This is a genomic window from Undibacterium sp. CY21W (assembly GCF_014284265.1).
In the GTDB taxonomy this organism is placed as follows: domain Bacteria; phylum Pseudomonadota; class Gammaproteobacteria; order Burkholderiales; family Burkholderiaceae_D; genus Undibacterium; species Undibacterium aquatile.
The window spans coordinates 440779-455814 of record NZ_JACOGE010000002.1; the positions used below are offsets into that span (position 1 = coordinate 440779).

A 15036-nucleotide genomic window follows, 5' to 3' on the forward strand; every position below is an offset into this window, starting at 1 on the left:
TGATTTCATTAAAAACAGGGGGGAGTATATGAATATCGGCCTGTATTGACGTCTTTTCTGATGCGGCTTTTCAGTCGCTGCCACCATGTTTTCCATGCAATATCCCCATCGGAACAAGTGCGGAATAATATCCTCAAAAAAATTCTTGACCCCGTAGTCACTCCAGAGTCTACACTAAACATAAATGAAAACATCAGGATGTGATATGGCAGAAAAAATTGCTTGTTGTGGTCACGACCACACACCGGAAAAATCCGCTCAGCCAGAGCCGCATGCACACGCGCACGTCCATGAAGGCAAACAAAGTGAGTGCGGGCACGGGCATCAGAAATGTACAGCAGCGGCGGAATCAGTGGCAGCACAAGAACCTCAGCCTGATCTGCCGGAGGATGCGCAACGTCTGCGTTTACATATCGCACAGATGGATTGCCCGACCGAAGAAGCGCTGATCCGTCGTTCGCTGTCAGGCTTGCCTGATGTATTGCGACTGGATTTTGATTTACTGAACCGGATTCTGACCGTCCATCACCGCCAGCAAAATATTGCCGATATTCACAGCAAACTGAAAGCCGTCGGCATGTCCGGCACGCCGCTGGATGTCGGGCAATCACATGCGGCGCTGACTGAAAAACCGTCACGCAGCCAATACTGGAAAATGGCGCTGGGCGGCATCGCGGCTTTCAGTGCGGAAGTCATCGCGTGGATCAGCGGCAAAGAAAGCTCTGTAATGATAGGCGTACTGGCGCTGTTTGCGATACTGATTTGCGGTATCCCTACCCTGAAAAAAGGCTGGATCGCGCTGCGCCATTTCACCCTCAACATTCATCTGCTGATGACGGCGGCTGTGGCCGGTGCAATCGCCATCGGTCAGTGGCCGGAAGCAGCGATGGTGATTTTTCTGTTCGCCGTCGCAGAAATGATAGAAGCAGCCAGCCTGATCCACGCCCGCAATGCGATCAGCGGTTTGCTGGAACAAGCGCCAGAAACGGCACAGGTGCAGCAGACCGACGGCAGCTGGCTGGCAGTCAGTACCAGCGACATCGCCATCGGCGCGCTGGTGCAATGTCGTCCGGGTGACAGAATTGCGCTGGATGGGATCATTGAATCCGGACAATCGAGCGTCAATCAGGCCGCCATCACCGGTGAAAGCATGCCGGTCGACAAACAGCAAGGCGACGTCGTTTATGCCGGCACGCTGAATCAATCCGGCACTTTTCAGATACGCGTTTCGGCTCCGGCGAATGCGAGCATGCTGGCACGCATTGCCCATTCGGTGCAGGAAGCACAAAGCCAGCGCGCGCCGACGCAAAGTTTCGTTGATCGCTTTGCCGCCATTTATACGCCGGTGGTGTTTGTGCTGGCCTTGCTGACGGCCATACTGCCGCCGCTGTTTCTACAACAAGACTGGCATGAAAGCTTGTATCGGGCGTTGGTGCTGCTGGTGATTGCCTGCCCTTGTGCGCTGGTGATCTCAACTCCCGTCACTGTCGTCAGCGGCCTGGCACTGGCTGCGCGCCACGGTATCGTCGTCAAAGGCGGGCTGTTTCTGGAACAAGGCAAACTGCTGAAAACACTGGCCTTCGACAAAACCGGTACGCTCACAGAAGGAAAACCCGGCGTGAATCTGATACGCAGCTTCAGCGATCTGGATGAAAAAGAAATTTTGCGTCTTGCCGCCAGTCTGGATGCAGGCTCCAGTCACCCGCTGGCAATGGCGCTCACCGCTGCCTGCAACGAAGCATTATCCGGCGTCACGAATGCCCAGTTATACGAAGTACAGCGTGGCCGCGGTGTCAGTGGTGAAATCGATGGCCAGCGCTGCTACCTCGGCAACCGCGCGATGCTTGAGGCACTGAGCATCGTTGCACCTGGCGTTGGCTGGCAAAATCTTGATGCGCAAGTGCAGGTGCTCGAACAACAGGGAAACACCGTTATTTTTCTGTGTCGCCAACAGCAATTGCTCGGATTGATTGCAATCTCAGATCAGGTCCGGGCAAGCAGTCAGGCGGCGATTGCCGAGTTACACGCGCTTGGCGTTACCACCCTGATGCTGACCGGAGATAATGCCGCGACCGCACAGGCAATTGCGGCACAAACCGGCATCAGCGATGTACGCAGCCAGTTGCTGCCGGAAGATAAACTCGATGTGATCAGAACTCTGCGTGCACAAGGCGTCACTGGCATGACTGGCGATGGTATTAACGACGCACCGGCCATCGCCACGGCGCATATAGGATTTGCGATGGCCGCCGGCAGCGACACCGCATTAGAAACCGCAGACGTCGCTTTAATGCAGAATGATTTGCGCAAATTGCCGGAATTCATCCGTATTTCGCACAAAACCAGTCAGGTTTTATGGCAAAACATCGGCTTTGCACTGGCAGTCAAACTGATATTTTTTGCACTCGCGCTGAGCGGACATGCGAGTTTATGGATGGCGGTCTTTGCCGACACCGGCACCAGCCTGCTGGTGGTGCTCAATGGTGTGCGGCTGTCCCGTTATGCAGGTAAAGATGTCTGAGCTGTCTCGCCGACTGGCTCATTGAGTATCAATGCGTGCTCGACCTGATCGGATTCGTCACCGATGCGACTTTGCCAGGCGCGCATAAAGTAATTTTTCTCTGTCGGCGTTGGCGTTTCGTGCCAGATCACCATCAGGGTTCCTTTGTGGTCATGGATTTTTGCCAGCTTGGTAATGCAGGCAGTATTACGGTCGATGTCCGCCAGCCCCATCGCATAGCCGTAGACACGGCTCAGACGCTCGATCCGGTCTGGTTCGGTTTCGCTGTTCGTTGCAGAAATTTTTGGGTGATCCAGATACATATGCAGTCTCCATCAGGGTAGTCTTCATCTGATTCTATCTGAAGCCGGATAGCGCGGCTACGCTTTTCCCTCCGGCAGTCCGCCCCGCACGACAGTTTGCCGCAAAAACCATAGACGACGTGGTATTTGTATGACGAGTGATGACTAACTTGCCTGTTGCAACAGCGGTAGATTACTGACCAGCAAATCACTCATATCGCGCCGGTTCAGCGGATGGTAGAAATAATATCCCTGAAAGAAATCACAGCCGACCTGTTTCAGGAAGCTTTCCTGGTCTTCGTTTTCAACACCTTCCGCGACTGTTTTACAGGACAAAATTTCTGCCAGTGAAATGATCGCTTTGATGATCATTTCACTCTTGGGGTTGTAGCCTATCTGGGCGACAAATGAGCGATCAATTTTGACCGTATGTGCAGGGAAATGACTGAGCTTGGACAATGAGGAATAACCCGTGCCGAAATCGTCAATCGCAATACTGAAACCACGTTTTTTGAGTGCATTCAGATGCTGAATCGATATGGCCTCGTTCGCGATCAGGCCGGTTTCTGTGATTTCCAACTCCAGATAACGGGTTTCAATCCGGTAATGCTGGCAACGCTCTTCAATCAGTTCAATCAGATCGGTACGGGCAAGATCAATCACTGACAGGTTCAGCGCGACCACCGGGCTCTCGCCATGTGTATCCAGCCATAAGCGGATTTGTGCGCACACCGCGTCGAGGACAAAATCGCTGATATGGTGTATCAGGCCCGAATGTTCGGCCACCGGAATAAACTCCGCCGGAGAGACTCTGCCCAGACTCGCTGAATCCCAGCGCAACAGCGCCTCAACCCCTGCGAGCTTACCTTGATGGCAGATCTTGGGTTGATACATCAAATGAAATTCGTTGTGTTTGAGGCCGCTGATAATACCGACCTCAATTTCAATATTCCGCCGGATTTCCTGAGCTTCAGCGTCATCAAACAAGCTGGTGCTCTGGTCACTCGATTTCCGGGCGGCATCTAGCGCCATTTCACTGCGGCGGATAAGATCGTCCGGCTCGCTTTCGCCGTTGCGCAGCAGAGCAATTCCGGCAGAGAACTGCACCTGCAGCATTTCGCCATTAATCTCGATTTCCTTCGGCATTTTTTCGCGGATCTGCTCAACAAACAGCACCACATCGCCCGGCGTCTGGAAGCGTTCGAGTACAAACGAAAATACGATGCTCCGCAACCGTGTGCAAAAACTGTTTTCCGGCAGAACAGCACCTAGTTCGTCCGCAAAGCGCCGCAATAAGGTATCGCCGGCAGGTGCACCAAATTGCTGGTTGGCGTGACGTATGCTGTTGAGCCGGAACGATACCAGTGCCGTCACATGAATCCCGTCCTGATTCGCCAACACAGAAGTCAGATGCTGGCGCAGCATGTCCCGGTTAGGAAGATTGGTCAGCAAATCATGACTACTCAGGTAATCTTCACGTTCAATACTAAGTTGCAGTGCATTGTGCATTGCGTAAAAAGACGAGACGTCGCTCAGCGCAACAATAAATTCACCGGTTGAAGTCTGCGAAATATTGTTCATCACAACCATTTTCCCGTCGCGGGTCTGGTACGCAGACAGGCGCAGTTCATCTGTATCCTGACCGTATTTGTCTTGCAGGCGAACACTATTCTCCATCAACAACCAACTGAACAAATCGCGAGATTGCTCGCCGTGCGAGTGCCGACCAAGTAAGGTGTTTGCCTGATTGTTCGCTTGTAATATTTGTCCGGCAGGATCTGTCAGGATCAACGCGGTTCCCGCATTTTCAAAAATTTCCTGATATTGCGCATGACTTAACTTCAGCGCCTTGCTGGCGCGGGTGAACTGGGTCAGCGTCGAATCAAGCTCATGCAACACCCGGAACACGGCGAGAGGCAGGCAAAAATTGAAAAACAGAAAAATTAATGCATGTACATCAGTCTGGACACTGGACAGAGAAACCTGCAGATCGGGCCAGCCGTATTGATCAGGCCGGGAAATCAGAAATAAAAACGGGAAAATATTAAAAAACATCAGCCACAAAGCCAGCCTCAGTCCCAGAAATAATCTGGCAATCAAGGGCGCTGCATAGACCAGAATATAACCGAGCGCGGCGATCTGATGATCCTGAATCAGAGTGACAACCGCCAGGGTGACGCCGTAAATATTCAGAATCAGCAAACCTGCACTGGCTCTGACGGAACGGGTGGAATAATAAATAGCAACTGACTTGATCACATACAACAGACCGACCACCCAAATGACTTTGTAGTTACCGCTGGCGAAAGCGGACGCGGAGGTGTGTACGGCTATCCAGATTTCGAGCAAAAAGCCTGAAACCAGGATGATGCGTAATGCGCTCAGTTTCCAGGCGGCGTTTTCGGCGGGCGTGAGAGCATTCTCATTTGGGAACAGCCAGCGAAACATCATCGTCAACAATCTGGAAAGTAAGGATAAATCAAGAAAAATGAAAATAAATTTTCAAGCGCAAACAGTGATTTTCTCATAATCCAAACTTACTCAACAGCAACTGTTACAATTATTTCACAAAAGAAACACATTGACCTTGCTGTCACCTTGCGCTTTCCACTTATTTGACATTAGACGACTGGTCTATTAGAATCCATTCCATGCAAAAATATGAAGAACGTCCACATACTTATCAAGATACCCGCGAGCGCATTCTGGCGACTGGCGAGCAATTGATACTGGGTCGGGGTTTCAGCGCTTTGGGATTAAGTGAAATTCTGGCAGTTGCAGCCGTACCGAAAGGCTCGTTCTATCATTATTTTCAATCGAAAGAAGGTTTTGGCGTTGCGATGCTGGAACGTTATTTCGCTGAGTATCAACAACGCCTGACATTGCAATTCGCTGATCAGCGCCACTCCGCACGTGATCGCTTGCTGATGTATTTCGCCAGTTGGCAAGAAACCGCAGAAAATGGCGGATGTCACAAATTTTGTCTCGCAGTCAAACTGGCGGCAGAGGTTTCCGATTTGTCAGAGCCTATGCGTGCCGTGCTGTCGGTCGGTATGCGTGGCATCTGCACGCAAATTGCGGAAACGATACGGCTGGCGCAGGCAGAAGGCAGTGTGTCTGCGGCACTCAATGCAGAGGAGTCTGCCACATCCTTGTACAGCATGTGGGTAGGGGCTTCGTTACTGGCGAAAGTGCATCACGAGTTGCAACCGCTGACACAGGCATTGAAGCAAACTGAACTTCTGCTACCAGCGACAAAGTAATGCAGACGTCAGTATTAAAACTTACGCAAAACTGCCCCAGCGGCGTTATGACTCATGGCAGCACTATTCGTACTGCCTTCGTTGCCGTGCCTTGCTGGGGCAAATTGAGTAAGTCCTGATTATTAGATTCTTAACGTGGGCATCTGCCCATTTTTTTGAAGCAAAAACTAGACGACCGGTCTAATCTTAAAAGGAAATCGTATGCTGGAAAAATTGCTCTCCCCCGTACAGGCAGGTAACGCCTTACTGAAAAATCGCGTCGTCATGGCACCGCTGACACGCTCACGTGCCGGCCAACCCGGTGACGTGCCACGCGCACTGAACGTCGAATACTATGCGCAGCGCGCCAGTGCCGGACTGATCGTGACGGAAGCGAGCCAGATCTCACGTCAGGGTCAAGGCTATGCATGGACACCGGGAATTTATACCGATGCGCAGGAGGCCGGTTGGAAAAATGTCGTCGATGCAGTACATGCGAAGAATGGAAAAATTTCCCTGCAACTGTGGCATGTTGGCCGCATCTCGCATAATCTGCTGCAGGAAAACGGTGCAGCACCAGTATCAGCGTCAGCACTGCAAGCCGCCAACAGCCAGTGTTTCGTTGTCCAGCCGGATGGCACTCCTGCGAATGTACCGACAGCAGAACCACGCGCATTGAGCACCGAAGAAATTCCCGGCATCGTTGAGCAATACCGTCAGGCCAGCATACGCGCCAAACGCGCTGGCTTTGATCTGGTCGAAGTGCATGCGGCAAACGGCTATTTGCTGCAACAGTTCATGTCCACCAATAGCAATCTGCGTACCGATGCTTACGGCGGCAGCCTGGAAAACCGCGCTCGCCTGACACTGGAAGCAGTCGATGCAGCAATCGCTGAAATGGGTGCGGATCGTGTCGGTGTGCGTATTTCACCAAATTTTGTGGCACATGGCATTGCGGATACCGAAGCGGAAGCAATGGCACTGTATTTAGCAAAAGCATTTACCGCCCGTGGTATTGCTTATCTGCATATTGCAGAGCCAGACTGGGCCGGTGGTGCCGAACTGACACAAAGCTTCCGCGAAGAATTACGCGCGGCTTTCCCGGGAACGCTGATTTGCTGTGGTGGCTACAGCGCAGCGGAAGCCGACGCACTGATCAGCAGCGGTCTGGCAGATGCGGTGGCATTTGGCCGCCCTTATATCGCCAACCCGGATCTGGTTGAGCGTTTTGCGGTCGGCGCAGAATTGAACACACCAGACCGCAGCACATTCTACGGTGGCGAAGAAAAAGGTTATACCGATTATCCGACTTTGTAATATTGCTATACCAGATCAGTTGCCATCGTATCCGGATAGCGACCGAGGGTTCCGGTGACTCATCAAAAAAGGCAGACCTTCGTCTGCCTTTTTTTCTGTCTCTTTACTCTGCTTTATATCAGATGCTTACGATATCAAGCCATCCTTCACGCAGGTAAGATCAGTGTCACTTGCAGGCCGCCTTCCTGACGGTTGCTCAGCAAAATACGTCCGCCGTGCGCTTCAATAATTTCTCTGGTCAGCGCCAACCCAAGTCCGGTACCGTGTCGTTTTGTCGAATAAAAAGGTACCAGCGCGTTCGCCATTACGGTATCACTCATACCGCTGCCATTGTCCATCACATCCAGACGCCAGCCATCATGAATTGCCCGCACTTGCAAGCTGACGCCATCCTCACTGGCACCGGATTCATGCGCATTTTTGAGTAAATTCAGTAAGGCCTGTTCCATTTGTGCGCGATCCATCCGCGCCTCTTTCTGCAACACTGCATCATGTTCCGCCACCGCGAGTTCAAACGGTATCTGCGCTTGTAAAGCGGTCAGCAAATCGTGCCAGCTTACTATAGTGTAAAGAGGAGCAGGCAATTTGGCAAAACGTGCGTAACCGTGAATAAAACTTTCCAGATGACGACTACGATCCGCGATTGTTTCCAGAATTTGCGGCAAACGTGTGGCATCTCCGCGCCTGAGTAGTTCCTGACCGGAATGCGCCAGCGAGGTCAGTGGTGCCAGTGAATTATTCAGCTCGTGGCTGATGACACGTATCACCTTCTTCCAGGTCTGCACTTCCTGCCTGCGCAGCTCTGTCGTCAGATGTCGCAATAAAAATAAGGTGTGTAATTTTCCGTTCAGGCTGAAACTGCGCCGTGCCAGATGATAAACCTCGTCACCGTCATCGTCATCCTCAGGCGGGCTCTGCGCCGTCACGACGCCGATGTCAGCAACAGCGGCTTGCCTTCGGCTGCCCGCAGCAACAGTGAACAATCCATCTCCCCCTTTTTCTATCGCTTCCTTTACTGCCGGTGACAGGCCTTGCAAAATGTCCTGTAAGCTGAAACCTTCGAGTTGACGCCCATGATGCAGAAGCTGGCGGGCAGCGATATTTGCGAACACGATGGTTTTATTATCGGCGACCAGCAACATTGCGACCGGCGTGTTTTGCACCATGGTATCGAGCAAGAGCTCGCGCTGTACCAGATTCAGTCGCTGTTCACGCAACGTATTGCCGAGTGCATTGTGCACCTCAGCCAGTTCGGCCAGCTCATCCTTGTATGGCCAGTGCAGACTGAAAGAATAATCCCCATCCTGATAACCAATGACGGTGCCGTTCACGGCGCGGAATAAGGCCAGCATGGGTGCCAGTTGGCGATACATCAGCCATGCACTCAGCAATAGCATCATCAACGTGAATACCACCAACGCCCACGCACGATAAGGATCCGGCAAGCGCATCAGCCACACACTGCCGAGCACACTGCCCAAGATAAGCGCCCCTGCCAGCAGGCAGAATCGCCATAGCAAAGAAATGCGCCTGCTTGCCGGCACGCTCATTCCTGACCCGGTCTGGCAATGCCAAACCTGTCCATGCGCCGGTACAGTGACTGACGGCTCAACCCCAATGCCGATGCGGCCTGCGCGATAACGCCATTTGCCCGCAGCAAGGCCGACTCGACTGCTGCTTTATCCGGTTCCGCATCGCTGCTCAGACGCAAAGCCGTTGCTGCAGGCAACCCAAGATCGCCGACACCGATCTGCTCACCGCGCGCGAGTAACTGTGCCCTGTGCATCAGGTTTTTTAATTCACGGACATTGCCCGGCCAGGTATGTGCCAGCAATGCGGCTTTGGCGTTTGCATCCAGTTGTTTGTCCTTATCCAGAAACGCCTGCGCCAGCGGCAAAATATCTTCAGGGCGATCTGCCAGCGCTGGCAAATTCAGTTGTATGACATTCAGCCGATAATACAAATCTTCGCGGAACTGCCCAACCCGTATCATGGCTGGAAGATCGGCATTGGTCGCGCTGATAATGCGCACCTTCACCTGTTTTTCGCGGTTTGATCCCAGTCGCTGAAAACGCCCGGTCTCCAGCACGCGTAACAGCTTCACCTGCCCGGCCAATGGCAGATTGCCGATTTCATCCAAAAATAAGGTGCCGCCATCGGCCGCTTCAAATTTACCTTCGCGCGATTTTCCGGCACCAGTATAGGCACCAGCTTCAGCGCCGAATAATTCAGCCTCGATCAGCTCGGCCGGAATCGCGCCGCAATTGAGGACGATGAAAGGTCCCTCTTTTACGCTGGAATTTTTTTGTACAATTTCTGCGATACGTTCTTTGCCCGCGCCATTCGGCCCGGTGATCAGGACTGACGCATCCGAACGCGCAACCTGACACGCAATTTCCAACACTTTTTCAGTCGCGCTATCTTGCCACACCAGGCCACACAGATTAAATTGTGTTTCCAGTGCTTGCTTACGCTGACGCTCGCGCTGCAGGCGGCGTTGCAGTGCACGATTGGCCTGCCCTAATTCGATCAGGTTACGCACCACAGTAAGCAGACGCTGGTCGTTCCAGGGTTTTCCCATGTAATCTGCCGCCCCGGCTTTGATCAAACCGACGGCAGCGTCCAGATGTGTCCATGCAGTCAGCAAAATCACCGGCATATCAGGACAACGCTGGCGAATCTGACGAAACAATTCCATGCCCTCTTCACCAGAAGTCGTATCCGCACTGAAATTCATATCCTGTATCACCAGATCAATTGCCTGCTGCGATAACAACGTCAGCCCGATGTCCGGTGTGGTCGCGGTCACACTCTCAATATCATGCAGCGACAACAGCACTTCGAGTGCGAGAGCAACAGCGGGATTATCGTCAATGATTAAGACTTTAGGCATGTCCGTATTAATTTCTCATTCTGGTTCACAGGGCTGCAAGCCAATTAATTCAAGGCTGTTGGCGCTCAGGCGCAAAAGCAACGTCGGTATTGGCCAGAGACAGGGTGCCTGCATTATCAGATAAACAGACACCCTGCGGCAAACCATTTCATCAGACGCTGCGGGTCGCAGTTGCCGGAGCAATTCTGGCCGCCCGCCATGCAGGTGCCAGCGCGGCCACCATACCCAGCAAACAGAACAACAACGGCGACCACAGCAAATAAGACAGCGGCAATTTGCGCATATCAAACTGCGTCACGAGCAATTGATTCAAGCCCAGCGCGAGCACGCATCCCAGCACGATACCCAGCGTGGAAATCAACAGATTTTCAGTCAGAAAATGCATCAGAATATGCAGTCGTGTCGCCCCTAAAGCGCGGCGTATGCCGACTTGCTTGGTACGTTGTGTCACCCACAGACTACACATGCCGACGATGCCGCTGGCCGTAATCATGATCAGCAATCCGCACACCGTCAGCAACATCCAGGACAAGCCTTTGTCATTGCGGTAGCGATCTTCCCGGATACTTGTCTGCGCCTGCATGCGGATATTTAACGGCTCAGGAGAAGCCGCGCGCAAGGCTTTTTCCACGTCCTGCATCACCTGCTCGCGCTTACCGGCAGCGGCACGCAAGGTGTATCCGGAATAAGCGTCATTCGTCATCCGTGCTGGCTGCATTACTGACATCTCGCCACGCACTCCGTCCTGCGCGCCGGCGGTCTGTAAAGTATCGACGACACCAACAATACGTACCGACTCCGCACCATCCCCGGTGCCAAAGTAAAACTCGCGTCCGGCATAACTGCTGGCATCGGGAAACAAAGCGCGCGCCATGGCTTTGCTAATGATCGCAACATCAGGACTATTTCGCGCCGTGCTCTGATCTATTTCCAGAAACTCCTCTGGCGTAAAATCGCGGCCCTCAAGCAATTGCAGCTCCCAGACCTTCACCAGCGAACCGGCAGAAATATAAATCGCAGCGTTGCCGGTTGGTGATATTTGTTTGCGATCTGCAGCAATGCTTCGGTTCCAGCCAGACTGCGACATCGGTATCGAATTCACGCGCGCCAGACTCACCAGACCCGGCACCGATTTCATCACCTGCTCTTGTCTCTTTTGTGCAGCAAGCTGCTCTTCATGCCCGCCGGATTTTTGATTTTTTACAAACAGGCTGAACACCTGCTCCTCGTGTCCGATGCCACTGGAACGCTCCGAGCTGCTGAGTCGCTGATTCACCAGATAGACGGCGTTCGACAATATCGCCAGGCTCAGGGCAATTTGCAAAGCCACCAGCAAAGGCCCCGTTTTATTTTTCAACATCGCCAGTAACACCGGCTTAAAAGGAAATAGCTGTGTCATACATCCTCACTGTGATTTCAACTGTATAGCAGGCGTAATCTGGCAGGCGCGCCAGGTCGGCAATAAGCCGGCCAACAATGCTGCGACAACCGACATGACAACGGTCAGCAACAGCATTTCCCAATCCATGCGGGCAACCGCTTTCAGATAGCCCGCCTGCAAACTGATCAGCTTCAGAAACAATACCGACAGCAAGATGCCGCTGAACGCACCGACCATACCGACAACGCCAGTTTCAACCAAGGCTTGAAAGAAAATCTGCCGACGCGAAGCGCCCAGTGCGCGGCGCACACCGATTTCTGCCGCCCGCCCGGAAAATTTTGCCAGCAGCAAACCTATCGTATTCACCATACAAAGCATCAGAAATCCCAACGCCAGCCAGACCGACATTTTTTCGTCATTTCCAACAATTTTCAGTTCCTGCAACCAGCCACGTACGTCAAACAAAAGATTAGGAGCGCGCCGCTGAAAACGTCCCATTTTTTGCTGCTCGCTCACGTATGCATCCAGATACGACGCTAACTGTGCGCGTTCTGAAGCGCTGTTCATCTCAACCCAGAAAGTCAGCCAGGTACATTCGGAATCAAGCAGCGCCTGCCAGCCGGGGCCGCTTCGTTCAGTGCAGCTCATTCCGCCGGAATGAGGTGTCTGATTGCGTATCGCGCTTTCAAATGGAACGATGAAACTCTCTTCACTCATGAATGCGCCGCCACGCCCATTGAAACGATAAAACCGCGGTAGCGGACGCCAGGTATCCATCACCCCGGCGATCAGATAACTGCGTCCCCACATCGTTGCCATGCGACCTACCGGATTTTCTTTACCAAACATTTTTTCCGATGTTTTGCGGCTCAGAACAACCACATCAGCACCATTTTTGTCATCCGCCACTGACCAACGTTCGCCATACAACATCGGCACCTGCATCATAGGGAAAAAGTCGCGTGACGCAGCCATGCCCTCCACCTCTATCACCCCAAGGTCTTTACGCGGCATTTCTATCAATGCCGAAATGCCATACAAGCCAGTACGGTACTTTCCTATCGCGCTATTGAGTAAGGCATGCACATCGCGGTAACTCATCTGCTCGTCGATATAGCGGTCACCAGGCTTATAGTCATTAGCCGGGCCATTATCCAAAATAGGAATAAAAAGTTTCGTACTCTTTTCAGGTATAGGATCTGCGGACATCATGTGCAGTATCGTCAGTGTGGACACACTGGCGGCCACGCCGACCGATAAAATCAATATCATCAGTCCCGTCAGCCATGGATTTCTGCGCAGACTGCGAAAGCCCAGCCATGAATAGTAAGAAAACATAAGCGCTCCCGTTCAGGCGTAATGAGCTGTCGTCGCCAGCGATGGTGTCTGACGCACCAGATCCGACACTTGTCCGTCGATGATGTGCACGTTGCGCTGTGCGCGGATCGCCAGTTCAGGATCATGTGTCACCATCAGGATGGTCGTGCCTCGTGCATTGATTTCTTCCAGCAATTCCATGACGCTGCGCGCCATCTGGGTATCGAGATTCCCGGTCGGTTCATCCGCCAGCAACAACTTGGGCGAGCCTGCCAGCGCGCGCGCAATCGCGACCCGCTGTTGTTGTCCGCCAGATAGTTCAGCAGGATAATGTTTCATGCGTGCGGCTAACCCAACCTGAGCCAGCGCATCTTCAATCCGCTCCTTGCGTTCTTTCGCAGGCAAGCCACGATAACGCAGTGGAACGTCAACGTTATCAAACAGATTCAGATCTGGGATCAGATTAAATCCCTGAAAAATAAAACCCAGCTTTTCATTCCGCAAACGCGTGCGGGCGTTGTCGTCCAGTCCTTTGACATTCACGCCATCAAGAAAATAATCACCATCAGTCAGTTCTTCAAGCAAACCGGCGATATTCAGAAACGTGGTTTTACCTGAACCAGAAGGGCCGGTCACCGTCACGAATTCACCTTCTCTGACGTGAATTTCAAAGCCGCGCAATGCATGGGTTTCGATTAAATATGTGCGATAGACTTTATTTAAATTCTGCATTCTTAACATCACAAACTCCTATTGATTGATGGTGATCCGTTCGTTTTTTTCAAACAGTTCAGTCCCGGAGATAATGATTTTGTCTCCGGCTTTTAAGCCACTTCTGATTTCAACCGCATGTAAACTTGTTGCACCCAGGACGATAGGTGTGCGCACAGCGATGCCGTCGCGCAGAAGGTAAGCGACATGCCCGCCATCGCTTTCAACAAAGGGGCCGCGCTGCACCAGCAAAACATTCGGTTTCTCTTCGATCAGCATACGCGCTGAGACACGCTGGCTCTGCCGCAATCCGGCAGGCACCTTGCCATCAAAGCGCACCCGCGCCAGCACTTGATTTCTGACGACTTCAGGCGACATCGCGGACAAAATACCGCGTGCCTTGACGCCATTGATTTCCAGATCAACAGCCATTCCCAATCCCAGCTCGGCGACATAACTTTCCGGAATTTCCAGCTCGACTTCCAGTTGCGATAAATCGACCAGGGTCATCAATGCCGTATTCGGTGCAACCACCGTACGGTTCGCCACTGCCAGTGTGCCAACGACACCATCCACTGGGGCACGCAAACGCAATTCATCCACCCGTCTTTGCAAATTATCTTTGAGCAGACGTTGTTGCTGCAGTTGCGCCAACTTCGATTTCAACCCCAGATCAACATCTTCACTTTCCAGCGAACTGGCCTGCAAAGCATGACGGGCGCGTATCTCGGCGCTTTTCAAGGCATCCTGAACACGTAAGAATTCATTTTTCTGCACAACGCCGCTGACGCCAGCTTTTTCTATGCGTTGGTATGCGCGTTCGGCTGATACACGTTCAATTTCAGCTTGCTCGGCGTCACGGACTGCCAGCATTTTTTGCTTGCGCGCCAGAATCTGTTGTCTGGCAATTTCCGCTTCCAATTGCTCAAGCAAGGCTTGTTCACGCTTCAACTCAGACACCAGATCGGGTGAGTCCAGCTCTGCGACGACATCGCCCTTTTTAACTTTATCTCCGGCTTTCACCAAAAAACTGACGGTGCTGGCGGTACTGGAATACAGGCTGGGGCTGTTGGCGGCAACCAGCCTGCCATTCACTGCAGCATCCCGCACCAGCGTTCCTTTGGCAACCGTCGCCATGCTCAATCTGGACATCGATACAGACTGGCTGCTTCCCATCCACAGCAATAATGTATAAACAGCGGCAATGATCAGCAATAGCGCGGCAAGAATGCGCCAGAGCCATCTGGACTGCCGCCAGAACGGTAAGGCAGCAATCGGCGTATCTTGTTGTGATGTGTCGCGTATAGACATAGTCGGTATATTTTTGAAGAGTGAAACGTGAACAAACAATGGATTGACAACGGATGAACAAC

Annotated in this window: 11 protein-coding genes; 3 read left to right on the forward strand and 8 right to left on the reverse strand. The window is 52.5% G+C overall.

The window, feature by feature from the left end:
• Positions 1-205 precede the first annotated feature (205 nt).
• The gene (locus H8K29_RS06615) at positions 206-2521 is read left to right on the forward strand and encodes a cation-translocating P-type ATPase (protein WP_222611420.1); all 2316 of its coding nucleotides are present in this window, start codon (positions 206-208) and stop codon (positions 2519-2521) included.
• Here H8K29_RS06615 and H8K29_RS06620 read toward each other — a convergent pair.
• The gene (locus H8K29_RS06620; protein WP_186882985.1) at positions 2500-2823 is read right to left on the reverse strand and encodes a hypothetical protein; all 324 of its coding nucleotides are present in this window, start codon (positions 2821-2823) and stop codon (positions 2500-2502) included. The two genes, H8K29_RS06615 and H8K29_RS06620, sit on opposite strands and share 22 nt — an antisense overlap.
• Before the next feature lie 144 nt (positions 2824-2967).
• Positions 2968-5253 (reverse strand): bifunctional diguanylate cyclase/phosphodiesterase, encoded by a 2286-nt coding sequence (locus H8K29_RS06625; protein WP_186896931.1) that lies wholly within the window; start codon positions 5251-5253, stop codon positions 2968-2970.
• A gap of 200 nt (positions 5254-5453) precedes the next feature.
• On the opposite strand from H8K29_RS06625, the gene H8K29_RS06630 reads away from it, so the two are divergent.
• Positions 5454-6065, forward strand: coding sequence for a TetR/AcrR family transcriptional regulator (locus tag H8K29_RS06630; protein WP_186896932.1), 612 nt, complete (start codon positions 5454-5456; stop codon positions 6063-6065).
• 201 nt (positions 6066-6266) lie between these two features.
• On the forward strand, positions 6267-7361 hold the full coding sequence (locus H8K29_RS06635) for an alkene reductase (protein WP_186896933.1): 1095 nt from the start codon (positions 6267-6269) through the stop codon (positions 7359-7361).
• A 146-nt stretch (positions 7362-7507) separates the two neighbouring features.
• Here the strand turns inward: H8K29_RS06635 and H8K29_RS06640 are convergent, their stop codons facing one another.
• From H8K29_RS06640 to H8K29_RS06665, 6 genes are all read right to left on the reverse strand, one after another.
• A complete protein-coding gene (locus H8K29_RS06640; RefSeq protein ID WP_255423281.1) occupies positions 7508-8881 on the reverse strand; it encodes a PAS domain-containing sensor histidine kinase in 1374 nt (457 codons plus the stop codon).
• 26 nt (positions 8882-8907) lie between these two features.
• Entirely contained in the window at positions 8908-10254 is a 1347-nt protein-coding gene (locus H8K29_RS06645; RefSeq protein WP_222611421.1) for a sigma-54 dependent transcriptional regulator, read from the reverse strand.
• A 151-nt stretch (positions 10255-10405) separates the two neighbouring features.
• Entirely contained in the window at positions 10406-11653 is a 1248-nt protein-coding gene (locus H8K29_RS06650) for an ABC transporter permease (protein ID WP_186896935.1), read from the reverse strand.
• 6 nt (positions 11654-11659) lie between these two features.
• On the reverse strand, positions 11660-12973 hold the full coding sequence (locus H8K29_RS06655; RefSeq protein ID WP_186896936.1) for an ABC transporter permease: 1314 nt from the start codon (positions 12971-12973) through the stop codon (positions 11660-11662).
• A gap of 12 nt (positions 12974-12985) precedes the next feature.
• Complete coding sequence (locus H8K29_RS06660) at positions 12986-13693, reverse strand: ABC transporter ATP-binding protein (protein WP_186896937.1); 708 nt, start codon at positions 13691-13693, stop codon at positions 12986-12988.
• Positions 13694-13702: 9 nt separating this feature from the next.
• Positions 13703-14974: an efflux RND transporter periplasmic adaptor subunit gene (locus H8K29_RS06665; protein WP_186896938.1), complete on the reverse strand. Its 1272-nt coding sequence runs from the start codon at positions 14972-14974 to the stop codon at positions 13703-13705.
• Between the last annotated feature and the right edge of the window lie 62 nt (positions 14975-15036).

What these genes read in the sequence shown, in the direction of transcription:
- H8K29_RS06635 (WP_186896933.1), top strand. Translation starts at nt 6,267, where the DNA reads ATGCTGGAAAAATTGCTCTCCCCCGTACAGGCAGGTAACGCCTTACTG.
- H8K29_RS06645 (WP_222611421.1), bottom strand. Translation starts at nt 10,254, where the DNA reads ATGCCTAAAGTCTTAATCATTGACGATAATCCCGCTGTTGCTCTCGCA.
- H8K29_RS06655 (WP_186896936.1), bottom strand. Translation starts at nt 12,973, where the DNA reads ATGTTTTCTTACTATTCATGGCTGGGCTTTCGCAGTCTGCGCAGAAAT.
- H8K29_RS06630 (WP_186896932.1), top strand. Translation starts at nt 5,454, where the DNA reads ATGCAAAAATATGAAGAACGTCCACATACTTATCAAGATACCCGCGAG.
- H8K29_RS06615 (WP_222611420.1), top strand. Translation starts at nt 206, where the DNA reads ATGGCAGAAAAAATTGCTTGTTGTGGTCACGACCACACACCGGAAAAA.
- H8K29_RS06650 (WP_186896935.1), bottom strand. Translation starts at nt 11,653, where the DNA reads ATGACACAGCTATTTCCTTTTAAGCCGGTGTTACTGGCGATGTTGAAA.
- H8K29_RS06620 (WP_186882985.1), bottom strand. Translation starts at nt 2,823, where the DNA reads ATGTATCTGGATCACCCAAAAATTTCTGCAACGAACAGCGAAACCGAA.
- H8K29_RS06625 (WP_186896931.1), bottom strand. Translation starts at nt 5,253, where the DNA reads ATGATGTTTCGCTGGCTGTTCCCAAATGAGAATGCTCTCACGCCCGCC.
- H8K29_RS06665 (WP_186896938.1), bottom strand. Translation starts at nt 14,974, where the DNA reads ATGTCTATACGCGACACATCACAACAAGATACGCCGATTGCTGCCTTA.
- H8K29_RS06660 (WP_186896937.1), bottom strand. Translation starts at nt 13,693, where the DNA reads ATGTTAAGAATGCAGAATTTAAATAAAGTCTATCGCACATATTTAATC.